The following is a 26,003-nucleotide window of genomic DNA, read 5'->3' on the forward strand; positions in this document are numbered from 1 at the left end:
GGTATATAATCTGCCGATTTGCAATAGGCAGTATTGAGCGTAATGGAATTAATCCGCGGTATACACAATATTTTAGCTTCTCATCATGGTTGTGTTTTGACCATTGGGAATTTTGATGGTGTCCATCGTGGCCATGCGCAAGTGATCAGTAGCTTGGTGAGTAAAGCACATCACTTTCAATTACCCGCAACGTTAATGACGTTTGAGCCTCAACCGCAAGAACGTTTCCGAGGTGCTGATGCGCCGGCTCGACTTAGCCTCCTTCGCGATAAAATGAGGTTACTAGACGAGCTGAAGATTGATCGGCTACTTTGTATCAATTTTACTGAAGCTTTTGCTAATCAACCTGCTGAAGCCTTTATTGAAGAGTTATTAGTCAATAAGCTTGGCGTTAAATATTTGGTTGTTGGTGATGATTTTTGCTTTGGTAAAGGTCGCTTAGGTAATTTCGAAATGCTTGTTGCAGCGGGTAAGAAGTTTGGCTTTACCGTTGTCAGTACCCAAAGTTTTGTTGTTGGCTCGTCGCGAGTAAGCTCTACTGCGGTAAGAGAGCAACTGGCGTTAGGGAACTTGGAGCAAGCAAGGCGTTTACTTGGCCATCCTTTCATTTTAAGTGGTAAGGTTGCTCACGGACAAAAATTAGGCCGTACGATCGGTTTTCCAACCGCTAACATCGCGTTAAAGCGACATGTGGTACCGATTCGAGGCGTCTTTGCCGTTCGTTTGTACTGGGATGGCAGTGATATATATGATGGAGTGGCTAATGTGGGCTTCAGGCCCACTGTCAATGGTCAAACCTGCAGATTAGAAGTCCACTTGTTTGATTTCACCGGTGATTTATACGGTAAACGAGTGGAAGTAGAATTAGTAGCAAAGATCCGTGATGAACAACCTTTTGAGTCATTGGACGCGCTAAAAAAACAGATTTTAAATGATGCAAATGAAGCTCGCGCTTTGTTTAGCAACGATGCTAGCTGAAATGAATCAGCTTTAAATAATGGTATGGGATCAATGAGCGACTATAAATTTACTTTGAATTTGCCGGAAACAGAGTTTCCGATGCGCGGTAATTTGGCAAATCGCGAGCCAGAAATGTTAAATAGCTGGACGCAAGATGGACTGTATCAACAGATCCGTGAAAGCCGTATCGGCCGTAAACCTTTCATTCTGCACGATGGCCCTCCATACGCCAATGGCAGCATTCATATTGGTCACTCTGTAAACAAAATTCTTAAAGACATCATTATTAAGTCAAAAACCATGTCTGGTTTTGACGCGCCTTATATTCCTGGGTGGGATTGTCATGGACTACCTATTGAGCTAAAAGTTGAGCAAAAAGTCGGTAAGCCTGGCGTCAAAATTTCTGCGGCAGAGTTTCGTGAAGAATGTCGTAAATATGCTGCTATTCAAGTTGAAGGTCAGCGTGATGACTTCATTCGTTTAGGTGTATTAGGTGATTGGCAAAACCCATATCTCACAATGGATTTTTCAACTGAAGCAAATATCGTTCGTTCATTGGCAAAAGTGATTGATAGCGGTCATTTGCACAAAGGTGTTAAGCCTGTGCATTGGTGTACCGATTGTGGTTCAGCGCTAGCTGAAGCAGAAGTTGAATACGAAGATAAAACATCTCCAGCCATCGACGTGGCTTTTGTGGCTGTTGATAGCCAAGCAGTTGCAGCTAAATTTGGCGTTGAAAATTATGCTAAACCAGTGGCAATGGCTATTTGGACTACAACTCCTTGGACGATTCCTGCTAACCGTGCGTTAGCATTAAGCCCTGAGCTAGATTATAGCTTGGTGGAATTTGTTAAAGACGGCAAAACCACCACATTGATTTTGGCCCAAGTTTTAGTCGAGTCTTGCCTTGAGCGTTACGCTGCAGAGTCACACATCATTTTAGGTGAAGTAAAGGGCGCTGAGCTTGAGTTAATGCGTTTTAGCCACCCATTTTATGCGTTCGATGTGCCAGCCATTTTAGGCGATCACGTTACGACTGACGCGGGTACTGGTATTGTACATACCGCACCAGGGCATGGTCAGGACGATTTTATTGTTGGTCAAAAATACGGTTTAGAAGTGGCAAACCCCGTTGGCGATAATGGGGTTTATAAAGCTGATACTGAATTTTTTGCCGGTCAGCATGTCTTTAAAGCCAACGCCAATGTGGTTGCGCTGTTAGAAGAAAAAGGCGCGTTATTGCTGCATGTTGCTTATCGTCATAGTTATCCACATTGCTGGCGCCACAAAACACCGATTATTTTCCGTGCTACGCCACAGTGGTTTATCTCTATGGATAACCATGGTTTACGCTCGCAAGCATTAAAAGAAATTGAGCAAACCAAGTGGATCCCTGATTGGGGTCAAAGCCGTATCGAAAAAATGGTTGAAAATCGTCCCGACTGGTGTATCTCTCGTCAGCGTACTTGGGGCGTACCGATCACCTTATTTGTTCACCGTGAAACCGATGAATTGCATCCAGACAGTGTTTCACTAATGGAACGTGTCGCGCATCGCATTGAACAACAGGGTATTCAAGCTTGGTGGGATTTAGATGCCAGTGAGTTACTCGGTGATGAAGCAGATCAGTATCGTAAAGTAACTGACACATTAGATGTATGGTTTGACTCAGGTTCATCATTCTCATCTGTTGTTGCTGCACGCCCAGAGTTTCATGGTCATGGCGTTGATTTGTATTTAGAAGGGAGCGATCAGCATCGCGGTTGGTTTATGTCATCATTGATGATTTCAACGGCGATGAATGGTACAGCACCTTATAAGCAAGTGCTGACTCATGGTTTTACCGTTGATGGTAAAGGCCGTAAGATGTCAAAATCTGTTGGTAACGTGATAGCGCCACTACAAGTGATCAATAAGCTTGGGGCTGACATTTTACGCTTATGGGTTGCCGCAACGGATTACAGTGGCGAAATGACCGTATCTGATGAAATTTTAAATCGTAGTGCTGACGCATATCGTCGTATTCGTAATACTGCTCGTTTCTTGTTAGCGAATCTAAATGGTTTTAACCCAGAAACAGACATGATTGCCTCAGAAGACATGGTCGCATTAGATCGTTGGGTTGTTCGCCGTGCAGCGGTACTGCAACAAGAAATTATCGAAGCGTATGATCAATACAACTTCCACCAAGTGACCCAAAAATTGATGCAGTTCTGCTCTGTTGAGCTAGGCAGTTTTTATCTTGATATTATTAAAGATCGCCAGTACACCGCGAAGCAAGAAGGTCATGCTCGTCGTAGTTGTCAATCTGCGCTTTATCATATTGCCGAAGCTATGGTTCGTTGGATGACGCCAATCTTAAGCTTTACCGCCGACGAAGTTTGGCAGCTGCTACCAGGTAAGCGTGAAAAGTATGTGTTTACTCAAGAATGGTATCAAGGCCTAGAAGCGGTAACGCTTGACAGTGATTTAAGTGATGATTATTGGGAAAAACTATTAACTGTGCGTAACGAAGTCAACAAAGTGCTTGAACAAGCGCGTCGTGACAAGCGTATTGGTGGTTCATTAGAAGCTGAAGTTACATTGTTTGCTGATGCTGATTTAGCGGCTGAACTCGCCAAGGTGGGTGATGAGTTGCGTTTTATCCTTATTACTTCAAAAGCGGCCGTGGCGGATATGTCACAAGCCGGTGATGACGCCATCGAAACAGAATTAAGCTCACTTAAGCTAGTGGTAGCCAAAAGTTCGGCAGAGAAGTGCGAGCGTTGCTGGCACTATCGTGAAGAAGTTGGCACCATTGAATCTCACCCAACATTGTGTCAACGCTGTGTGACCAATATTGAAGGTGAAGGCGAACAACGCAATTTTGCTTAAGGAAGTAACACAATGAGTACTGTGCCATTAACATGGAAAGACAGTGGCTTGCGTTGGTATTGGGTAGCTGCATTGGTGTTTTTAGCCGATCAGCTATCTAAACAATGGGTTTTGGCCAATTTTGAATTGTATGAGTCTATCAAACTGCTGCCATTTTTTAATTTCACTTATGTGCGAAACTATGGCGCTGCGTTCAGTTTTTTAAGTGATGCTGGTGGCTGGCAACGTTGGTTCTTTACTATTATAGCTCTCGGCTTTAGTACTTTACTCACCGTATGGCTTCGTAAACAGTCACACACGATATGGCGGAGTAATTTAGCCTTTACCTTAGTTATTGGTGGCGCACTGGGCAATTTAGTTGATCGTTTAATGCATGGCTTTGTCGTTGATTTTATCGATTTCTACTGGCAAACCAGCCATTATCCAGCGTTTAACATTGCCGATTCAGGTATATTTGTGGGTGCAGTACTGATCATCTGGGAATCATTTAGACCAGATGCAAAGTCACCAAAGGAGCAAGATTAACTGTGACAGATTTAACTAAACAAGATGGTCGCTCATTGGTGTGCCATATGAATATTGTATTAGAAGACGGATCGACCGCTGACAGTACTAAAGCATCGGGCAAACCGGCGCGTTTTAATATTGGTGACGGTAGCTTAAGTCCGGCTTTTGAAGATGAACTTAAAGACTTGAGTGAAGGTGATAAGCACAAGTTTACCTTAGCGGCAAAAGATGCTTTTGGTGAGTCAAATCCAGATGCAATCCATTATATGGACAGAAGCCGTTTTCCAGCTGATATGAAGCTTGAAGACGGTGTCATCGTCAGTTTTGCAGGCCCAGGTGGTAGTGAAATACCGGGTATCGTTCGTGATACTGCTGGTGACTCAATTACTGTCGATTTAAACCATCCACTTGCTGGACGCACGCTTACGTTTGAGCTTGAAGTGGTCAGTGTTATAACTGATTAAAAAGGTATCACATGTTAAAAGTTGATCCGACGTCTCCTGAACTGAGTATTTTGTTGGCTAATCCTCGCGGTTTTTGTGCTGGGGTTGATCGTGCAATCAGTATTGTTGAGCGTGCTTTAGAATTATTTGAACCACCAATTTATGTTCGCCATGAAGTGGTACATAATCGCTATGTGGTTGAAAATCTAAAACAGCGTGGTGCGCTTTTTATCGATGAACTTGATCAGGTTCCAGATAACAGCATTGTTATTTTTAGTGCCCATGGTGTATCTCAGGCAGTAAGAAAAGAAGCCAAAGATCGCGGTTTAAAAGTATTTGATGCTACCTGTCCTTTAGTAACAAAGGTGCATTTGCAAGTCACTCGTGCAAGTCGTAAAGGTATCGAGTGCATTTTGATTGGCCATCAAGGGCACCCAGAAGTTGAAGGCACAATGGGACAATACGATAACCCTAAAGGTGGTGTTTATCTTATTGAATCACCTGAAGATGTTAATAATCTTCAGGTTAATAATCCTGAGAACTTATGTTTTGTTACTCAAACCACACTGTCTGTTGATGACACTTTAGATATCATTAGTGCATTACAGCAACGTTTTCCCTCAATTGAAGGGCCCCGTAAAGATGACATATGCTACGCAACTCAAAATCGTCAAGATGCAGTACGTAGTATGTCTGCAGAAGTGGACTTACTGATTGTTGTTGGTTCTAAAAACAGTTCTAATTCAAATCGTTTGCGTGAACTTGCTGAAAAAACTGGTACTCAATCTTATTTAGTTGATACCGCTGCTGATGTAGAAGCAGCATGGTTTAACGGCGTAAAGAAAGTCGCTGTCACAGCCGGTGCTTCAGCGCCTGAAGTGTTAGTTCAACAAGTTGTTAACGCGATAGCGACATTAGCACCGAGTGTGATAACTGAAGTTGAAGGACGTAAAGAAGATACCGTTTTCGCCGTACCTGCAGAATTGCGTTAATTGTTACGTTCACAATAACGTTAGTTATTTGTTTAATTTCAATACGATAAAAATATTAACCCGCAATTTAATTTAGGTTGCGGGTTTTTTGTACTTAAAAAATGAACCGAGTATAATACCAATAAAATATTTCGAGCTATTAATCATGCTTAATATACAAAATTGATACTATCTGATTACATTTAACTCAGCTATCATCTATATATTAAGTAATACTAGCTTGGCGCAACAAAATTTAAGGTCGTATTCTCTAATATTGATCTTTGCAGGAGGTTTGACGCTTATGTCACCTAAAAGGAATGGATTTTCCTTGATTGAAGTTATGGTCTCACTGGTTATTCTGGTGATAGGCCTTATTGGCATTTTTAATCTTCATATTATTTCTAAACAAGGCAGTTTTGAGTCTTTTCAGCAAACTCAAGCTTCGTATTATGCCAATGATATTATTAATCGAATGCGCATCAATAGTAGTCAATTAGCCACTTACAATGGTACCTATACTGGCAGTACGATTGCATCGGCAAAATCTTGTGATGTTGCTGTGGGAGCAAACGTTATTTGCACCAATATTGAAACTAGAAATTGGGACTTGTTTCAATGGGAGCGTGCATTTTTAGGCACAAGTGAAAAGTCGTCAGACAATATAAATGTCGGCGGTTTGGATTCACCTACAGCTTGTATCGCTGTTGATGGAGCGAATAATGTTATCGTTGCCATAACGTGGAAAGGTGTCCGAGCTTCATCTGATGGTGCCGAGGGGCAAACCAGTTTTGTTAAAGGATGTGGTTCTACTAGTGATCGACGACGTACATTCGTCGTTAATACGGCGATTATAAGATGATAATTTTATTTGATAAGCAACGAGGTTTGTCGCTCGTTGAATTAATGGTCGCAATGTTGATCAGCTTATTTCTCACCGCTGGCCTTTTTACCATGTTCAGTATGTCTTCCAGTAATGTCACAACCACCAGTCAATTTAACCAACTGCAAGAAAATGGGCGTATCGCATTAGCTATATTGGAGCGAGACCTTAGCCAATTAGGTTTTATGGGCGACTTTACTGGAACTCCAGGTAATATTACTGTTAGTTCAACAGCCGTAACAAATGACTGTGTTGGCGCAGGTTTAAATAATGCTAGTTTTCCCAATGCTCAGCCTACAGGTTTTCGTTACCTATGGGGTTATGAACAGGGCGTGAGCCCTCAATCTTTAGCTTGTATTTCTCCTAATAGTAAAACCGATGTGATTCAAATTAAGCGTTTAATTGGCCCGCCAGCAACCTTTCTAACAGCTACTCGTTATTATGTAGCCTCTACTTTAAAAGCTATCGTTTTTTTTGATGGCAATGCTGCAGCGCCAGGGCTTGTAAATAGTCGGAATTGGGAATATCAACATCATGTCTATTTTATTCGCGATGATGGTGACATTCCGGTACTAAGACGACGTACATTGTCGATAAATAATGGTATGAATAATGAGGAGCAGCTAGTTGAAGGCATCGAAAATATGCGAGTACTGTATGGTGTCGATAGCAATGCTGACGGAACTGCAGATAGCTATATGCCCGCAGAAAATGTGACCACATTAATGTGGGATAATGACAATGAAATCGTCTCTTTAAAAGTTTTTTTATTAGTACGTTCAAGTGATAAAGATCGCAGTTATACCAATGACACAACGTATCAACTCGGTGATAAAAAAATTGGCCCATTAAAAGATAATTATCGTCGTAAAATTGTTTCAACAACGATTGTATTAGAAAACCGTATACTTAATAACTAGTAAAAATATGGATTCGGGCCAATATTATGGTCCAAATAGTGAAAAAATTTTAAGGTGACAATATGATAAAATCTTATCAAAAACAGCAAGGTATTGTGCTATTTTTCTCTTTAATTATATTGGTGTTGATGACAATTATTGGTGTCGCTTTAGCGGTTAATTCTACGCAGTCATTAAGAATGGCTGGTGCCGGAGCTGAACGTATAGATGCTATGGCATCAGCACAAGGTGCTCAAGACAAAGCTATTTTAGCCAATTCAGGCGTTATGGCTACAATGACTGCGGTGTTAACCACTGTCGATAATGATTTAGGGGTGTCAAGTACATTAACTCCTTTGGCTGATGGTGATACAGATTGTCAACCAAGCATTACGCCTACTGAAGGTATCTCTTGTCGTCGAGTCGAAATATCAAGTGCCGCAACATTTGGCCGCAGTAATATGGGGCAAGTTACTGTGGTTGTTGGTGTAGAAAAAGAATTGATGGGGGATAACTAGTCATGATTTTTAAACAATTACAGTCGGCATTACTATTTGCTATTTTGGTTTACTCATCAATCAGTTTTGCTGATGATACTGAGTTATATGTATTTGAAGCTTCAGCTAGATCTGGCGCGAGACCACAAGTACTGATTATTTTCGATACATCAGGAAGTATGGGGAATAACTTTTATACTGAAGACTCTTATCCTCGAGGTAATGAGGACGTGAATAATAATGGTACCAAACTGACCAATAATACCAATCTATTCTATACAAGAAGCAGTACAAACATACCAACTTCGGCAAGTAAACAAACATTTAAAAACTCGGTAAATATGTGCGCTACCTCTCAAGAGTATTTGATTAACTATGGGATGTTTACCGGCTTTCTACGCGAGCATCGATATACTGGTGAGAGTGGTGCTTGGGAAGAATTACCATTAACGGATGGTAGTGCGATTTCTATCATAGACTGTTATGAAGATATAGCGGAACAAAGTTACAAAAATCCTGGGGTTCAAAATGGTTTTCCTGTTGATGGTCTAGGCACCAGTGCTGCACCGGTTATGTATACCCCAATTAATAACTCATCAACTCAGTCTGAAATCGATGACGCGATTGCTAAATCTAAATTGACCAATTTTGGTATTGGTCAGCCCATCACGATTTATACTGAAAAGTATATAAATTGGTATAATTCGACTAAAAGTAAGCATAACTATTCTCGAATGTCTGTGGCACAACGAGTAATTGAAGATACTATTGTTACGACTCCTGGCGTTGATTTTGGTTTAAGTGTATTTAATTATAACACCAACAATCGTAACGGAGGACGGATTGTTTATGGTATTTCAACCACCACCAATGCAACCAAAGAGCGGTTATTAACTACCATCTCGTCATTATCACCTGGCGGTAATACTCCGTTGTGTGAAAATCTGTATGAAGCCTATCGATATTTTGCTGGTGGAGGTGTTTATTATGGTAATGATGATCCAACTCGAATTCCGTTGAGAGATACTACTATAGAAGTGAATGGTAAATATACTTCACCTTTTGTAGGTAAACAATGTCAAAATGATGCTTATATTATCTATGTTACTGACGGTGAGCCGACATCTGATACCGATGCTGACAGTGAGGTGTTAAAACTATCTGGTTTGAAAACATCTGATAGGTACGCTAGTAACTATCTTCCCGCTTTAGCTGGTTGGATGCATAAAAATGATGTCAATCCAAATATAACGGGTGATCAGTTAATTACTACTTATACCATTGGTTTTAGTGATGGGGCTGATAGTGCCGCACCTATACTTAAAGAAACAGCTAAAAGAGGTGGCGGTGACTATTATTCTGCAAAAAGTGCTCAAGCGCTTCAAGGTGCATTACAAAAGATTTTCTCAAACATATTAGAAGTTAATTCAAGTTTTACCTCTCCCTCTATTGCCAGTAATAACTTTGACCGTACTCAGAGTTTAGACTCTGTTTACTATGCGATGTTTTTACCGAACAAGGGCCCCCGTTGGATAGGCAACCTTAAAAAATTCAAAGTTACCAAGTCTGGAGATATTGTCGATAAAAATGGTAATCCAGCACTTGATGCCACAGGGAGCTTAAAAAATTCAGCATGCTCATATTGGACATTACAATCTATTTGTGATGCGACAAGCTCCGGCGGTGATGGTAATAATGTTGATATTGGTGGAGCGTCATCAGTGCTGCAAGTTACCGCGAATCGTAAGCTTTTGGGAAATTTTGGCAGTGGTGGAGCATTGACAGATTTCACAAAGAATACTGCCATAAACATTCCAAATATTGGTAACGAAGACAAATTAGCTTTATTTATGGGGGTAGATAAAACTGAGTTATCTGGTTTGTTTGATTGGGCTAAAGGTGTCGATGTCGATGATGAAGATTCCGATGGTTCAAAAATCGATAAGCGTGTTGATATTATGGGCGATCCATTGCATTCTAAGCCACTTGCTATCAATTATGGTACTGCAGGCTCACCTGATTTACGGATTATAGTTGGAACTAACGCTGGCTTTGTACACATGTTTAAGGATGCTGGTGATACCGTAACTGAGTCTTGGGGATTTATGCCCTATGAATTATTGCCCAATTTACGTGAGCTTAGGGCAAATGTGCCAACCGGGGTTCATTCTGTATATGGAATGGATACGCCACCTGTGACATATGTAAAACGGTCTGCTTCGGGCGCAATACAAAAAGCTTATTTATTTATCGGGATGAGACGTGGTGGTCAGTCATATTATGCACTTGATATTACTAATCCCGACTCACCTTCTTTTAAGTGGAAAATAGACTCAAGTTCTGCCGGTATGGCTGAGCTTGGTCAAACTTGGGCTGAGCCTATTGTTACTTTTATTCCAGGTGTGCCAAGTGGTAATACTTCAGCGAGCACAGCATCACCAGTGCTTATTTTCGGTGCAGGTTATTCTCCATCTACCAAAGATAGCTCTGCTGTTGGTTCTGATGATACAAAAGGTCGTGGAGTATTCATTGTCAATGCTGACACTGGCGCATTAGTGCATCAATTCGGTCCAGCAAGCGGGACTGGAATGACAAAAATGGCCGGTATTGTTGATAGTATCCCAAATAGTGTCGCAGTTCTTGATAGTAATAATGACAGATTGACTGATCGTATATACGCAACAGATACTGGAGCCAATATTTGGCGAATGGACTTACCGACAGCAAACCCAAGTGATTCAACTAATCCGTGGACAGCGTTTAAATTTGCCAGTTTAGGTGGTGATACTCCGGCAACTGATCGTCGTTTCTTTGCGGAACCGACGGTTGTGCAAACCTATTTTAATAATATATCAGAAGTAACATCAACCGTATCAGGGGTAACCACAAAAACAAATGCTTATCAAAAGATTGCATATGATGCTGTGGTTGTAGGCTCTGGTCACAGACCACATCCATTAGACAAAGCTCGAAATGATAAGTTTTTTGTGTTGCAAGATCGTAATATTCTTACAAAGTCATTTACGGGGGCAACGGGTAAAGAAATCCCCGCGGCATTAACCATTAATGATCTTTATGATGTAACAACCACTCCGCCAAGCACCGAAGCACAAAATATTGCTTTTGGTACTAAAAGAGGTTGGTATTATAGCTTTCCAGGTACCGGGGAAAAAAGCTTATCCGCAGGCACTATTATCCAAGGGCGGGTGTTTTTCACTTCTTATGAACCAGGTACAGCACAATCAACTAACCAATGTTTAGTTACTGGTCAGGGGCGTATTTATGGATTTGATTTACATAAAGGGACTCGTTCATACTCTCAGACAAGTTATGAAACTGGCTATACTATTCCAGATACTCCGCAGGTAATTATTCCGCCCCATAGTTCTAGTGAGGATGGATATATGTATCTGGTAGGTGCAGGCAGTGAGTTATTTGTTAAGCTTAAACCAGGTCCAGATGATGGATGTGCTGATGGTGACAACAAGTGTGTTCGTGGCGGTTTAAAAGTCAATAAAATTTATTATCATATAGATGAATAGAATGAGTAAAAATGTAATGAAATACCAGCAAGGATTCACATTAATTGAGGTGATGATTACCGTTGTTATCGTAGGTATTTTGGCTTCGATTGCTTACCCTAATTACACTCAATTTGTTGCTAAGGGGGCGCGTGCTGACGGTTTAGCTGGCGTTATGCATGTTGCTAATTTGCAAGAACAATACTATTTAGATCATCGAAGCTTTGCAACTGATATGACTAAACTTGGGCTGAAAGCAGATCCTTGGATTGTTGAAAATACCTATTATAAGGTTGATACAACTTTGAGTGGGGATGATTACACCGTGACAGCAACAGCTGTTGGTGTACAAGCAACACGTGATTCCGCTTGTGCAACGATATCGTTAACCTCAACAGGTACCAAGTCACCTACGGAGTGTTGGTAATGAAAATAATTACAGGTTTAGTTGTTTTGTTAATATCGACTAGTTTTTACTCTACTGCTGAACAGAGTACTTATTTGTCACTGTCGACTTTTAAATGCCATATTGAAACGGCTAATGGACCAAATGTTGCTGTATTTAGTTGGGATCCTAAATTGCTTATAGAAGAACAAAGCCGACTACTCGCAAATTCTGTTGCAACGGTAACTAATGAACGTTTAATGGTTAAGCGTGTTATTGAATGCATTACAGAAGATAAAAAGTTTAAAGATAAGTTTGTTCGGCACCTTGATGAACAAAGAACTGACTTAGACGATTGATTTTTTAGTTTGAAGGGGGCTTACGATTATAAGCCCTCTTTACTAGCTACAGGTTACGGTACCACTCATTTTAGAAATCCTGCCTGACGAGTTCATACTTATGGCCTCAGAAGAGCTGTTGTCTGCAGTGCTAGGGCAATATCGCAAAGTGCCGCTGTTGCCATTCGCCACCATACCATCAGGGTTAAAACTGTATCGTGATAAATCTGATTTAATAATATCGTTACTGTTAAATGCATCTACCTTGCGTAATAGCACATCAGCAATACCATTGGTCGTATCCATAGTGCCAATAGTGCCATTATCAATGAATATGCTAAAACCCTTGCTCCAGTCACTGCCACATGATGTCGATGCCATTGGGCAGACTGAGACTCTACTGCCATAACTAACTGCTTGGCTACGCGCAAATACAAATGATGATTCAATTGTACTGATAGCGCTTCTTGCTCGAATACCTTCATAAAGGCTAGTTAACGAAGGAACTCCAATTGCTAACAGTATTGCAGCAACTGCAACAGTGACCATCAATTCTACTAGGGTAAATCCAGATTGTATTTTTTTCATGCGAGAGTCCTCTGCCATATAAGCAGAGTATAACCAAGCACAACCTGAATAACAGTGTTTTATTGACTATTTGCGGACATCAGTCGCAATCAATTTCTTACGTGTAAAATTTGTCATTTTACGATTCGCTAAAGTTTACATGTTATATTTTTCTTCTTTGATATCCTTACCCTACCGGCTTGATTAACAATAACCGCTTTTGCATATTCACTATCAACCTTTCCAGGGCAGTAAGTTAATGTGCCATTAGTGCCAGAGGCAAGTCCATCAGGTTGAAAGCGGATCGCCGGGCGGTTATATCTAATATAATCATTTTCATTAAACGGTGATGTCTGTTGGAGTAGTTGGTCATTCGCATCAAGTTGATTTTTTTCACCTTGGTCAATAAAAACACTTAGCCCAAGACTCCAATCCTCAGAACACACGTTTTCAACTAAAGGGCAAACCGTTACCCTTGCACCGTAACTTATGGCCATATTTCGGCCTAATTGAATAGTTTGTTGAATAACTTGAATAGTACTTCTGGCTCTGATTTGTTCAATCACGTCATTTAATGGGGGGATAGCTATCAATGACATAATTGAAGCGACTAGCGTGGTGATAATAACTTCAATCAAACTGAAGCCATTGTCTTGAATAGAAAATCTCATCGTTGTTCATCCTTAAACGTTGTCAGCTGCGTCCTGCAGCAAGATTAAGTTAGTATAGAAAATGAACAGTGGATTTGCTGCGAAATATCTTTTCATAAATACGTAAAATAGCCGCGACAATTGGCAGCGCTTTCAAGTAAGATATTTGAATGACGTTAGCAAGCATATAAACTGTAATTAGGACATATGCTTAATCATCCTCTGCAAAGGATAACAATAATTTTCAAACAGTCTTTGCCATGTATTAGCGTGCAAATACCTGTTGTAACACAAATGGTGAGTTTTATATTGCAGACGTGAAGCGATCTTTATATCGATTTATCTCATCTCTTATACCGAGTAGGGTTAATCAACAAATTAGCGATGACAGGAGTATTTAATGAAAAAAGTCGAAGCGATTATTAAACCGTTTAAACTTGATGATGTGCGTGAGTCACTTGCTGAAATTGGCATTACGGGTATGACAGTATCTGAAGTTAAAGGTTTTGGCCGTCAAAAAGGTCATACAGAGCTCTATCGTGGTGCAGAATACATGGTGGATTTTTTACCTAAAGTAAAAATCGAGCTCGTTATTCAAGATGAGCTTTTAGAGCGTGCAATCGATGTCATCGTTGATACTGCTAGAACTGGAAAAATTGGTGATGGTAAAATTTTTGTAACCGATGTAGAGCGTGTTATTCGTATTCGTACCGGCGAAGAAAATGAAGAAGCAGTTTAAGGCCCATAGGGCCTTTTTTTATACGTGTATATTTTTGTAGTTAAGTTGTTGGAATAAGGTATCTCTGAGGTAATGTATGGTTCAGCGAATTGTTATCGTAGGTGGAGGGGCGGCAGGGTTAGCGTTGGCTTCAAAATTGGGACGAAAATTTGGTAAAAACCCGTTAGTTGATATTAGTTTAATAGATAAAAATACCGTTCACATTTGGAAGCCAAAATTGCACGAAGTGGCAGTTGGTGTCATTGATCAATCAATTGAAGGGCTACAGTATCGAGATCACGGTTTAAAGAACGGTTACCGGTATATTCGTGGCGCTATTGATCAATGTGATCCGAATACCAAACAAATCCAGCTGGCTCCAGTGTACAACGATGAAGGTGAGATCATTATTGCTGCGCGCAATATTGAATATGATACGCTTGTTTTAGCATTGGGAGGCGTTTCAAATAGCTTTAATACACCAGGCGCTGAAAAACATTGTATTTTCTTAGACAGCTTAGATAGTGCTAATCTGTTTCATCATAAGCTCATGGATGCACTATTACAGCTTAATGAAACCCAAGACCAGTTAGGTATAGGTATTGTAGGAGCTGGCGCCACAGGCGTTGAGCTTGCAGCTGAACTTCATCATGTTATTGAATCAGTAAGAGAGTATGGCTACCAAAATATTTCTAAAGATCATTTAGACATAAACTTAATTGAAGCATCAAGCAAAATCCTCCCGCAATTACCAGAGCAAGTCAGTACAAGAGCACAAACTGTACTGTCAAAGTTAGGCGTTAAATTGCATTTAGGTGTGCAGGTTAAAGAAGTCACTAAAGAAGGTTTCGTTACAGCGACTGGTGAGACTATCAAAGCCAACATTAAAGTATGGGCAGCAGGTGTAAAAGGTCCGAAAGTTTTTGAACACTTTACTCAACTTCCGATCACTCCTCGTAATCAAATTGATGTAGATGATTGTATGCATGTTAAAGGCATTGATGATATTTACGCCTTAGGTGACTGTGCGCAACTTATTTTACCATCAGGTAAACCTGTGCCACCAAGAGCCCAAGCGGCAGCCCAAATGGCCGATTGCCTTTATGCCAATATTTGCTTAAAGATGAAACAACAACCAGAAAAGCCTTTCGTGTATAAGGACTATGGTTCATTGGTTTCACTTAGTCGTTTCTCAGCAGTGGGTAATTTAATGGGCAGTCTACGTTCAGGAGACTTTTTTGTTGAAGGTCATATTGCGCGTTTGATGTATATTTCGCTTTATCAGCGTCATTTAGCCAGTTTATATGGCTGGTTCTCGGCTTCGGTATATCGTATTGCGCAAAAACTACTGCGCTGGCAACGTCCTAAACTTAAGTTGCATTAAACGAGTTTATGTTGATAAACACCAGAAAGCCTCTATTGATAGAGGCTTTCTGGTGTTATGTAGGCGAGGTTGTTGAGTTACGAATCACCGGTGTTGGAGTAAAGCATCTGAACGTTTCAGTTGTTTGATTTTTGCGTTTATCAATTAACAGTTGCGTCGCAATTTGAGCAATTTCGATATTGGGTTGATGGACTGTGGTTAATTTAGGCCATGTTTGACGAGAGAATGGGCTATCTTCAAAACCGACAATAGATAGTTCTGTTGGAATATCGAGTCCAGCTAAGCGCGCTGCAAATAATGCTCCAGCGGCGATCTCATCGTTACAGGCAACAATGGCAGTCGGCCGTTTAGCCATAGTAATGAGTTTATTTGCACCAGCTAGACCTGACTCGAATGAGTATTCCCCTTCAAGCACCCAATCAGTATTTAGAGTTAGAGAGTTGTTTTTTAACGCTTTCTTAAAACCAAGTAATCGCTCTTTTGTTGATTCATGTTGTAAATCACCACTAAGAAATGCAATGTGTTTATGGCCCAAATCAATAAGATGTTGAGTAATTTCAACCGCACCTCTTTGGTCATTAACCAATACCGTCAATCCGTTACTATTGATGATCTTTTCACCAGCAATAATTTTAACGTAATTAGCACCTATCTGGTCTAAGGCTGCCAAAATATTAGGGTCTTCGGACATCGGTGGTGTAAGTACCAACCCTGCCAATCTAGCATGTTTAACCATAGTGGTCAGCTCATCACAAATGGTCTCGGATTTTGCATTACATGGATGAATAAGTAATTCAAATCCTCTGTCTTTACAGGCAGATAAAATACCGTTTTGCATATCAATGACATAATACGCATTGGGGTTATCGTAAATAAAACCAATAACATACGAGCTAGTGCTCGCTAAATTTCTTGCTGCTAAATTAGGTTGGTAATTTAATGCTGTTATCGCTTGGTTTACTTTATCAATGGTGGCTTGTTTTACTGAGGGTTCTTTATTTGTCACCCGTGAAACAGTTTTTATCGATACGCCGGCATATTTTGCGACGTCGTTAATCGTTACTTTCATGTCAGAAATGACTCTTCATTCAGGCGAAACACCACTCAACAAGGCAAATTGCCGCAACATTAAATGGGTTATTTGTCTGCTAATAGTGCGAGTTTTTGTATAAATTGGCAATCCTCAATTTCATTTCTACTCATATTACGCCATTTATTACAATTAAAAATACATACTGTCTAAAATCATTTTCCTATCTATATAAATGTTTTTTAATGATTTGTTATTTTTTTTAGGTTGTTTATCAAGCAAAAAAATTAATGAATTAGCAGGATCGGTTATTTTTTTGTGGCGTCATTGTTAATTTTTGTGTAATGTTTGCTCCAGACATGACAGCGTTGTCATTCCTAAGGAATGGTTATGAACTCAAAAACGATAATAAAGTTATGGAAGGGGAAAAAGATGCGACCATCTATCTTTAAAAAAAATGTACTTGCTACTCAAATTGCGATTCTGTTTGGCAGTATAGTGTCAGTGGGTGCTATTGCAGCAGAAGAAATTACTGTTGATGATAACATTGAAAAAATTGAAGTTCGTGGGATGCGTGCCTCCATGAAAGCTTCAATTAACGAAAAACGTTTTGCTAATTCTGTAGTGGATTCAGTAACGGCAGAAGATATTGGTAAGTTTCCTGATGGCGATGTCGGTGAGTCATTAGGTCGTATCCCTGGGGTTGCAGTAAACCGCCAGTTTGGTCAAGGTCAGCAGGTGTCTATTCGTGGTGCCTCGAGCCAATTGACTAGCACATTGTTAAACGGACATTCAGTTGCATCTACTGGTTGGTTTGATCAGCAAGCCATTGACCGTAGTTTTAACTATTCGTTACTACCACCGCAAATGATCAGTGGTATCGAAGTGTATAAATCTTCGCAAGCTGATTTACCTGAAGGTGGTATCGGTGGCACGGTAATCGTTAAGACTCGTAAGCCATTAGACTTAGAGTCAAACACAGTATTTTTAAGTGCCAAAGGTGACTATGGCACGATTTCAGAAGAAACTGATCCTGAATTATCTGGCCTATATAGCTGGAAAAATGAAAACGAAAACTTCGGTTTCTTAATCTCTGGTGCTGGTGCGAACACCCAGTATCAGCGTAATGGTATTGAAACCTTGCTAGGTTGGGGTGAAATTGTTCCTTCTACCTTCCAACAAGACCGTGAACGCACTGCGTTAAACGTCGCCGCGCAATACCGTGCTAATGATGCATTAGAGTTTGGCTTAACCTACACAGGTTTAAGTCTAAAGGCTGATAATGCCAACACATCCATTTTCTTATTCCCAACTCAGCAAGGTGTTAGCACTTGTAATCAAACTAACGCTGCGGGTGTGTGTACAGATATTACTCATACTGGTGTGGATGCTTTCGCTTGGAACCAAACTTGGGCTCGAGAAGCTGAAATGACTTCTGATACCCTTGATTTCAATTTCGCTTATGATAATGAAAATTTCAAAATTGAAGGTAGTATCGGTAATACCAAGGCAGATGGTGGTACCAGTTTAACCTCTAACTACGGTAACTCAATCGGTAAGCCTTCAGATTTTGCTGGCCACTATGATGCAACGGGCAATATCATTGACATCGATATTGCTAATAAAAACTTTAGTGCTGAAGACTACAATGGCCAATTATCTGGCGCGGGTTGGGCATTAAAGAAACAGCCTAATACCGACGAAGAAACCTATGCCCAGTTTGATGTGACAGTGCCAACAGATTTAGGGGCTATTTCGTCAATCAAAACAGGTATTCGTTATGCTGACCACGATGTGACTCAACAAACTGATGCAGCAATCGTTGGTGATATCGCCGTTCATGATGCCTCTTATTATTTTGACGGCACAATGAGCTCGGGTGCTGGTTTTACTTTGCCTAAGCCAAACTTTGATAACATGATTAACGATGCTAAAGCGGCAATTAACGGTTTTACTCGTGACAAGTCTGGTTACGGTACATTGAACGAGAAAAACCTATCAGTGTATGCAATGGCTAACTTCGAGTCTGAAGGCATTCGTGGTAACTTTGGTTTACGTTATATCTCTACCGACATTGAATCTGACTACTATGCACTCAGTTCTACAGGTCAGTTTGCTGATGCAACATCAACAGATTCTGCTAGTTACAGTGATGTGTTACCAAGCTTAAACGTCGCGTTTGATTTAGCTCCAGATCTGATTTTACGTACTTCTGCATCACAGGTAATGTCTCGTCCTAACTATGCAGAGCTATTTGCTACGTCAACATTACCGGGTTTAAACGATGGTACTCCTGGTAACGAGAAGCTTAACCGTGGTTCTGTTTCATTAGACCCATTTAAAGCAACTCAAGCCGACTTAAGTTTAGAGTGGTATTTCAGTGATTCAGGTTTAGCTGCAGCAACTTACTTTATTAAAGATGTAAGTTCATTCATTTCAACTCGTCAAAAGTTAAACCAACAAATCGGTATTAACGATAATGACCTTGCTGCTCAAGGCCAAAGTGCTTGTGGAGTCGGTGTATATGACTGCTGGACGGTAAGTGAAAAATACAATGCTACCGGTGGTCGTATTGAAGGTCTTGAATTGCAACTTCAAGATTCATATGAAAACGGTTTAGGTTACTCTATTAACTATACTTATGCAGATGCAGGTTCTCCTGCAGAAAACTATCCTGATCAAGTGGGTGTGTTCTCTGATTCGTCTAAGCATACAGTTAACTTAGTCGGTTACTATGAGATGGATGCATTTTCAGCCCGCTTGGCCTATAACTGGCGCAGCGAATACATGATGCGTGAATTACCTGGCTTCTATGGTAACCGTCAACATGAAGACTATGGCACACTTGATTTAAGCACAACATACAGCGTGACAGATTGGATGGATATAACGTTTGAAGCTGTTAACTTAACCGAAGAAGACAGCATCCAAACAGGTGTTGCACCACTAGACTCTGAAGTGATTGCTGAGTTTAAAGCAGACTACCCAGTGTGGAGCTTTGAAGGTGAAGCTCGCTATAAAGTGGGTGTCGCATTCCGTTTCTAATCTAATAGATTAATTGAGTCATATACTAAAAGCCCTGCATTTGCCGGGCTTTTTATTGGATTAAGAGGTGATATGAAAATTCAATCAGTTGCGATTGTTGGTGGTGGAACTGCGGGATGGTTGGCGGCCAATCATCTTGCAAAAGCGCTATTTAATCAAAATATTACTATTACTTTGATCGAGTCCCCTGATATTCCAACTATTGGTGTTGGTGAAGGAACCGTACCGACGATCCGTAAAACATTACAAAGTTTTGGCATCAGTGAAACCGAGTTTATTACCCGTTGTGATGTGACATTTAAGCAGTCGATTAAGTTTCAAAATTGGCTTGATAGTCATCGTCATGGCAGAGATAATTTTTATCATCATCTTTTTGACCCTCCGAGTTCAATGGGAGATGATCTATCTTCGTTATGGCTACAAAATCCCAGTGATGCTTACAGTCAGTTAGTCTCCAGTCAATTTGACGTTTGCGAAGCAAACCTTGCCCCTAAATTAATTACAACCCCAGAATATCAGGCCGTACAAGGTTATGCTTATCATCTAAATGCAGCAAAGTTTGCTTTGTTGTTAGCTGAAAATGCCAAACAGAAATTTGCGGTTAATCATGTTAAAGCCAATGTGATCGATACCCGTTTGCACCTCGATGGTAGTATTGCATCATTGGTTTTAGATAAATGTGGAGAGCAGGAATTTGATTTTTATATCGACTGCAGTGGTTTTGATTCAATCTTATTAGCAAAAGCACTGAAGGTTCCGTTTGTGGATAAATCTCAGGAGCTATTTGTGAACAAAGCCGTTGTTGTGCAAGTGCCAACTGATCCTGATGCCATTATTCCCCCTTATACTAAGGCAACGGCTCATCAAGCTGGTTGGATATGGGATATCGCTTTATCAAATCGCCGTGGGGTAGGGTTAGTGTATTCAAGTGCTCATCTCGATGATGAGCAAGCCGAACAAAAGCTCAATCGGTATCTCAGTGGCCAATTAGATCAATACTCGTATCGCACTATTCCAATGAAAGTGGGTTACCGTAAACAGTTTTGGGCTAAGAACTGTGTCGCTTTAGGCTTGGCTCAAGGATTTTTAGAGCCCATAGAGGCAACATCAATCATGCTAACGGATTTTGCAGCAGGTTACTTGGCAAGTCGTTTTCCTAGTGATAGTAGCCAATGTGAAAGTTTATCCGAGCGATTTAATCAGACTATGTCGTATGCATGGGAACGGGTCGTTGAGTTTGCCAAAATGCATTATTGTCTTTCTGATCGTCATGATTCAGATTTTTGGATAGATAATCGCGACCCACAGACTATCCCGGCAGGATTAAGTAACAAACTGGCGTTATGGCAAGAGTATGTGCCCTTGAGTGAAGACCTATTTTCTAAGTTTGAAGTGTTCAATGTAGAAAATTACCTCTATGTATTGTATGGCATGAAATTTTTGACATACAAGAAAACAATGTCTGAGTCCTCATTAGTGCTCGCTAAACAGCATGCAGCAAGGATTCGGCGGCACAGCGAACAGTTATGCCAACATTTACCTGCTCACCGAGAGTTACTCAGTAAAATACATCAATATGGTCTGCAGAAAATATGATGACAAATCTATTTGCTGGTGGATATTTAAGCAAGTGGTAAGTTAAAGCGCAAAATCGTTATATTCGTGCTTGTAAAAATTGGTTAACTTGGTAGTTTCAATACTAATTTATTGTAAACAGGTTATAACCAACCTGTGAACGTTTTATCTATCGTCGCGATTACCTGCACAGAGCCGCACCCAAAGGAGCCAAGATGTCCAACCAAATTACTCTACTCGACCCAGCTAAACACAGTGATCTCAAAATAGTTCCTAGTGATTACACACATATAGCAGAACAACATATTGTGCCTGTGACCTTGCATGAAATTGGCCGTGCTGCGACAGAGTACCCCATTGTATTTGTTAAAAATAGTGACACCGGTGAGTTTCAATCGGTGGCAATGCTCGGTCTTAAACCCGGCCAAAACCTAAGTGTAAAAGACGGTAAGTGGTTAGGCTTATATATTCCTGCCGTAATCCGTGACTATCCGCTTGGCTTAGTGTTGAATCCAGACGTAAAAGACAAAGTGTGGATTGGTATTCGTGAGCAGTCTAAAGATGTCAGCACTACTGAAGGCCAAGCGCTATTTGAATCGGAAAAAGAGACCCCATTCTTAGAGGCTCGTAAGCAAGAGTTAATTAGCCATTATGAGCAAGACCAAGCGACAAGAGGCATTTTAGGCTTTTTAGCGGAGCAGGGATTACTCGTAAGTCAAACATTAACCGTAGATGTTGCAGGCGAGAAACGTAATATTAACGGCTTATATCTCATTGACGAGCAAAAATTAAATCAGCTATCCGATGAGGCATTTTTAGAACTAAAAAAACGTGGCATTTTAGGGCCTATTTATGGCCATCTCGGCTCGTTAAATCAAGTTAATCGACTTGCGCGCATGGAAGTCTTAGGCCGCTAGTCAACTGATTATAAAAATGGCGCCTAAATGGCGCCATTTTTAGATAACATGCTTAGTTAAGTCAGCATGATAATGCCTGTTAATATCATTCTAAACGAAATAGTTACTTAAGCTTAACGGATTAAAAAAACACCTCAATATCCACCATTGTTGCGGGTTCTAAAATCACTGACGATACGGTGCACATACTCACATACTCACATACTCACTATCATGCAGTTACAATGGATTACTTTGTATAACATTCCGCCTCAATAACAGATAAATAGCCACTATTCATTAATGCCAATAAATAACTGAGCAGTCACTAGACTGCGATAAAATGCAGTACCATTAACATAGTATTGCTTAATAATGGGCTTTACTGAATGTTGTAACAGTCATTTATTATAATTTTTTGAGTACTGTTATGAATAATAAAACTGCTGCATAAAATAGAAAACTCAATAAAACTTGCCATTTTGGTCTTATCTGTGCCGCTGAGCATAATGAACCCCTATCGAACTACACTAACCGACATTCAAAAACATTAGTTAAAAATAATATTCAGCAGGAGTAAAGGCCAAATCTACAAATTCGGCGGGGGATAACTTTAGTTTGATTATGAGTTTATGGGGATTTTACGATGCACAGAGCCTTATCTTATTTGTAACAAGCATGTTTGTCATAAATCGAAGTTGAATTTTGTATATCAAGGCGCTCAGTTTTTTTAAAGCATTGATACATATGGTCTTTAATATAATTGTGTTTGTTTTTGTCGGCTAATGTAAAAAAGCTGGATCTCATTGGTTAAAATTGGTAACTTATGTATGACAGCGCTGTCATTGGCGATTGTAACGTTGTTTCAGTTTAACGTGATGAGGAGTAGCTCTCCCATTCACGTTTAATAGTGGCACTTCAGGTTGAATCATCACTATCCCTTAAGATACTTTTTACTTTCTCCCAAGAAAAAAGTATGGGCTGGTGCATATCTTAACCGATTTATGTTCCAGCTTTTTTACTGGTAATAAGCAAGTAACCTGATATTAAATAAAGGCTAACTGACACTAAAAATTATGTCAGTTAGCTAAACCGATAACGGTAAATTAGCTGTACTTCTACATGATAACGAGGACGCAATGAAAACAACTTGGACGTTTAGTGCCATAATTATGTCTTTCTACTTAGTCGCATGCACACCATCACAATCATCAGCGCCTATGTCGGAAATGGCTTTGCAGTCTTGGAGTCAAGATGATTTAGCCAAATTTGCAGATGACGTGAGCGTAACATATCGCTTAGTGTCTAATTTAACCGACGAAGCCTGCGCTGATGGTGCCAAAGCGACTGAGCGTTGTTTTATTGCTGAGATTGATTTCACCAGTTCATACGATATTTTGCTAGCTGATTGGGCTATTTACTTTAGCCAAATGCGACCTGTACAAGCAGTATTAAGTGATGAGTTTACGATTGAGCAAATTAAAGGTGATCTTCATCGAATAACCCCTACTGCCGCTTTTACTGGTTTTCATGCAGGACAAGCCAACACACTGCGTTTTCGTGGCGAATTGTGGCAACTCTCTGAAACTGATGCCATGCCCAATTACTATATTGTGGCTAACGATGCTCAAGGTGTTGAGCTGACCCCGCAAGTGATTAATAGTACTCGTGTACATCAAGACCCTGAAACCAATATGGAAGTTCGACCTTATGCTCAAGCATTTACCGATGCTAAAAGACAGTATCAGCGTAGCCCAACAGACAAATTAGTCTGGGCTAAGCCGGAAATACTGTTTACCCAAAATAATAGGGTATCTGCCGATGCCAGTTTAAGCGTTGATTCATTACTACCGACTCCTAAATCGCAAGTTATTGTTGCTAATGGCAAGGCGATATCCTTGCATCAAGGTATTAATATTAGTCGCCAAAACCTGGTCGATGTTCAGCTTGAACTACACGATATTCAAGCCGCATTAGCCCGCCTGGAGCGCATTGGTGTCAGGCAGTCGAGTGCAGGCGTCCCGTTAGTATTCGAGCGATTATCTCAGGACAATAACCAAAGCACAGATCGCTATGAGTTAATTATTAATCAACAAAATATGATCATTAAAGCCGCTAATGCTAGTGGATTTAGTTATGGTATTTCATCGTTAAGTTCATTACTGAATATTGACTCGTTAACCGTTAACCCTATGCAGATAAAAGACAGTCCTCGATACGTTTATCGAGGGATGCACGTTGATGTGTCTCGTAATTTTCACAGTAAGCAGTTTATTTTAGATTTGCTAGATCAAATGGCAGCTTATAAATTAAACAAACTGCATTTACATATGGGCGATGATGAAGGATGGCGATTAGAAATTGACGGTTTACCGGAACTTACCGATGTTGGCAGTAAACGTTGTCACGACTTGTCTGAAACTCGTTGTATTTTACCACAGCTAGGCAGTGGGCCTTTTTCGGATACTAAGGTGAATGGTTTCTATAGCAAAGAGGATTATATTAATATTATTAAGTACGCCAATGCTCGACAAATTCAAGTGATCCCTTCAATGGACATGCCTGGTCATTCACGAGCAGCGATCAAATCGATGGAGGTTCGTTATCGAAATATGATGGCAAAAGCGGATAAACATGCGGCAAATGAGTTCATATTAGCGGACTCAAACGATACAACACAGTATTCATCGGTACAGTATTACAACGACAACACATTAAACGTCTGTATGGAGTCAACTTACCGTTTTATAGATAAAGTGATTACTGAAATCGCTAAGTTACATGAACAAGCGGGGCAGCCGTTAGAGACCTATCATATCGGTGCAGATGAAACCGCAGGCGCTTGGCTTGAGTCGCCTATTTGCCAAGCGTTTATAGCGAGCAACCAATACGGTGTCACTGATATCAATCATGTTGGCGCTTATTTCATTGAACGTGTCGCTAATATGTTAGCAGACAAAGGTATTCAACCAGCAGGTTGGAGTGATGGCATGAGCCACACTAATCCAGCTCGCATGCCTGCTCATTCTCAAAGTAATATCTGGGATCTCATATCACATAAAGGCTATGAACGCGCTCACCAACAAGCTAATAACGGTTGGACGACGGTATTGTCCAACCCTGAAGTGCTTTACTTTGATTTTCCCTATGAAGCAGACCCAGAGGAACATGGTTACTATTGGGGAGCTCGAGCTTTGAATAGCCATCATGTTTTTAGCTTCATGCCAGGTAACTTACCCGCTAATGCCGAACAATGGTTCGATATAGAAGGGCAACCTTTTGAAGCCGATGACCGTCCTCAATTAGACGATACAGGCAAGCAAACTAGTGGCCCAATGAAGGCTGGTGAAACTGTTGACGGTATACAAGGGCAAATATGGAGTGAAACGTTACGCAGTGATCAAACCGTTGAGTATATGATTTATCCGCGACTATTAATGTTAGCAGAGCGAGCATGGTATAAACCTGAATGGGAAGTGCCATACCAATACGCAGGGGCTGTGTATAACCAAACAACAGATCATTTCACTACTACAATGCGTCAACAGCAAGCACTTCAATGGCAAAAAATCGCCAACCACCTAGGCAATAAAGAACTGGCAAAGTTAGATAATGCAGGTGTTAATTATCGTGTTCCCACCGTTGGTGCAGTAATTAACGACGGCATATTAAGTGCGAATATTGCTTTTCCTGGCTTACAGATAGAATATCGGGAAGGTGATAAGCCTTGGCAAGTATATACCTCGGCGGTGGCGGTGAAACGTCCTGTTGATGTTAGAGCAGTAGCCGCTAATGGTAAGCGAAAAGGCCGAACTCTGCGTGTAGACTAATTGTTAAACCAGTAGACACCCGCGTCGTCA

Annotated in this window: 20 protein-coding genes; 17 read left to right on the forward strand and 3 right to left on the reverse strand. The window is 40.6% G+C overall.

The genetic code is table 11. The features are described from left to right. Positions 1–42 precede the first annotated feature (42 nt). From ribF to GW828_RS05405, 11 genes are all read left to right on the forward strand, one after another. Positions 43–978 (forward strand): bifunctional riboflavin kinase/FAD synthetase, encoded by a 936-nt coding sequence (gene ribF, locus GW828_RS05355; protein ID WP_124017146.1) that lies wholly within the window; start codon positions 43–45, stop codon positions 976–978. A 33-nt stretch (positions 979–1,011) separates the two neighbouring features. Continuing rightward, positions 1,012–3,834, forward strand: coding sequence for an isoleucine--tRNA ligase (gene ileS, locus GW828_RS05360; protein ID WP_273057697.1), 2,823 nt, complete (start codon positions 1,012–1,014; stop codon positions 3,832–3,834). 21 nt (positions 3,835–3,855) lie between these two features. Beyond that, entirely contained in the window at positions 3,856–4,359 is a 504-nt protein-coding gene (lspA, locus tag GW828_RS05365) for a signal peptidase II (RefSeq protein WP_182722571.1), read from the forward strand. A gap of 2 nt (positions 4,360–4,361) precedes the next feature. Continuing rightward, complete coding sequence (gene fkpB / locus GW828_RS05370; RefSeq protein WP_124017148.1) at positions 4,362–4,805, forward strand: FKBP-type peptidyl-prolyl cis-trans isomerase; 444 nt, start codon at positions 4,362–4,364, stop codon at positions 4,803–4,805. A gap of 41 nt (positions 4,806–4,846) precedes the next feature. Next, the gene (ispH, locus tag GW828_RS05375) at positions 4,847–5,776 is read left to right on the forward strand and encodes a 4-hydroxy-3-methylbut-2-enyl diphosphate reductase (RefSeq protein WP_273057776.1); all 930 of its coding nucleotides are present in this window, start codon (positions 4,847–4,849) and stop codon (positions 5,774–5,776) included. A 283-nt stretch (positions 5,777–6,059) separates the two neighbouring features. Continuing rightward, positions 6,060–6,617 carry a type IV pilus modification protein PilV gene (pilV, locus tag GW828_RS05380; protein WP_273057698.1) on the forward strand — a complete coding sequence of 186 codons (558 nt, stop codon included), beginning with the start codon at positions 6,060–6,062 and terminating at the stop codon, positions 6,615–6,617. Continuing rightward, entirely contained in the window at positions 6,614–7,558 is a 945-nt protein-coding gene (locus GW828_RS05385) for a PilW family protein (protein WP_273057699.1), read from the forward strand. The genes pilV and GW828_RS05385 overlap by 4 nt, the downstream gene beginning before the upstream one ends. Positions 7,559–7,620: 62 nt before the next feature. Further along, positions 7,621–8,055 (forward strand): pilus assembly PilX family protein, encoded by a 435-nt coding sequence (locus GW828_RS05390; protein WP_273057700.1) that lies wholly within the window; start codon positions 7,621–7,623, stop codon positions 8,053–8,055. 2 nt (positions 8,056–8,057) lie between these two features. Then, entirely contained in the window at positions 8,058–11,576 is a 3,519-nt protein-coding gene (locus GW828_RS05395) for a pilus assembly protein (protein ID WP_273057701.1), read from the forward strand. 1 nt (position 11,577) lies between these two features. Further along, a complete protein-coding gene (locus GW828_RS05400) occupies positions 11,578–11,982 on the forward strand; it encodes a type IV pilin protein (protein WP_273057702.1) in 405 nt (134 codons plus the stop codon). Then, entirely contained in the window at positions 11,982–12,299 is a 318-nt protein-coding gene (locus GW828_RS05405) for a TapY2 family type IVa secretion system protein (RefSeq protein WP_273057703.1), read from the forward strand. Before GW828_RS05400 ends, GW828_RS05405 begins: the two co-directional genes overlap by 1 nt. A gap of 42 nt (positions 12,300–12,341) precedes the next feature. On the opposite strand, the gene GW828_RS05410 is transcribed toward GW828_RS05405, so the two are convergent. Then, entirely contained in the window at positions 12,342–12,866 is a 525-nt protein-coding gene (locus tag GW828_RS05410) for a GspH/FimT family pseudopilin (protein WP_273057704.1), read from the reverse strand. Between the two features lie 128 nt (positions 12,867–12,994). After that, positions 12,995–13,516, reverse strand: coding sequence for a GspH/FimT family pseudopilin (locus GW828_RS05415; protein ID WP_273057705.1), 522 nt, complete (start codon positions 13,514–13,516; stop codon positions 12,995–12,997). A gap of 379 nt (positions 13,517–13,895) precedes the next feature. Here GW828_RS05415 and glnB point away from each other — a divergent pair, with 379 nt between their 5' ends. Together glnB and GW828_RS05425 are read left to right on the forward strand one after the other, a co-directional pair. Next, positions 13,896–14,234 (forward strand): nitrogen regulatory protein P-II, encoded by a 339-nt coding sequence (glnB, locus tag GW828_RS05420; protein ID WP_124017158.1) that lies wholly within the window; start codon positions 13,896–13,898, stop codon positions 14,232–14,234. 76 nt (positions 14,235–14,310) lie between these two features. Continuing rightward, complete coding sequence (locus GW828_RS05425) at positions 14,311–15,597, forward strand: NAD(P)/FAD-dependent oxidoreductase (RefSeq protein ID WP_182698351.1); 1,287 nt, start codon at positions 14,311–14,313, stop codon at positions 15,595–15,597. Between the two features lie 55 nt (positions 15,598–15,652). Here GW828_RS05425 and GW828_RS05430 read toward each other — a convergent pair whose 3' ends face one another. Next, complete coding sequence (locus GW828_RS05430) at positions 15,653–16,666, reverse strand: LacI family DNA-binding transcriptional regulator (RefSeq protein WP_273057706.1); 1,014 nt, start codon at positions 16,664–16,666, stop codon at positions 15,653–15,655. A gap of 393 nt (positions 16,667–17,059) precedes the next feature. Here GW828_RS05430 and GW828_RS05435 point away from each other — a divergent pair, with 393 nt between their 5' ends. The 4 genes from GW828_RS05435 (at position 17,060) to GW828_RS05450 (ending at position 25,973) form a co-directional block, all read left to right on the forward strand. Next, the gene (locus GW828_RS05435; RefSeq protein WP_124017161.1) at positions 17,060–19,672 is read left to right on the forward strand and encodes a TonB-dependent receptor; all 2,613 of its coding nucleotides are present in this window, start codon (positions 17,060–17,062) and stop codon (positions 19,670–19,672) included. A 72-nt stretch (positions 19,673–19,744) separates the two neighbouring features. Continuing rightward, positions 19,745–21,268: a tryptophan halogenase family protein gene (locus GW828_RS05440; protein ID WP_182742111.1), complete on the forward strand. Its 1,524-nt coding sequence runs from the start codon at positions 19,745–19,747 to the stop codon at positions 21,266–21,268. A gap of 194 nt (positions 21,269–21,462) precedes the next feature. Beyond that, entirely contained in the window at positions 21,463–22,164 is a 702-nt protein-coding gene (locus GW828_RS05445) for a SapC family protein (protein WP_182742110.1), read from the forward strand. 1,118 nt (positions 22,165–23,282) lie between these two features. Beyond that, positions 23,283–25,973 carry a family 20 glycosylhydrolase gene (locus GW828_RS05450; RefSeq protein ID WP_273057707.1) on the forward strand — a complete coding sequence of 897 codons (2,691 nt, stop codon included), beginning with the start codon at positions 23,283–23,285 and terminating at the stop codon, positions 25,971–25,973. The last annotated feature ends 30 nt before the right edge of the window (positions 25,974–26,003 follow it).

This window comes from Shewanella vesiculosa, from assembly GCF_009994065.1.
Lineage (GTDB): Bacteria > Pseudomonadota > Gammaproteobacteria > Enterobacterales > Shewanellaceae > Shewanella > Shewanella vesiculosa.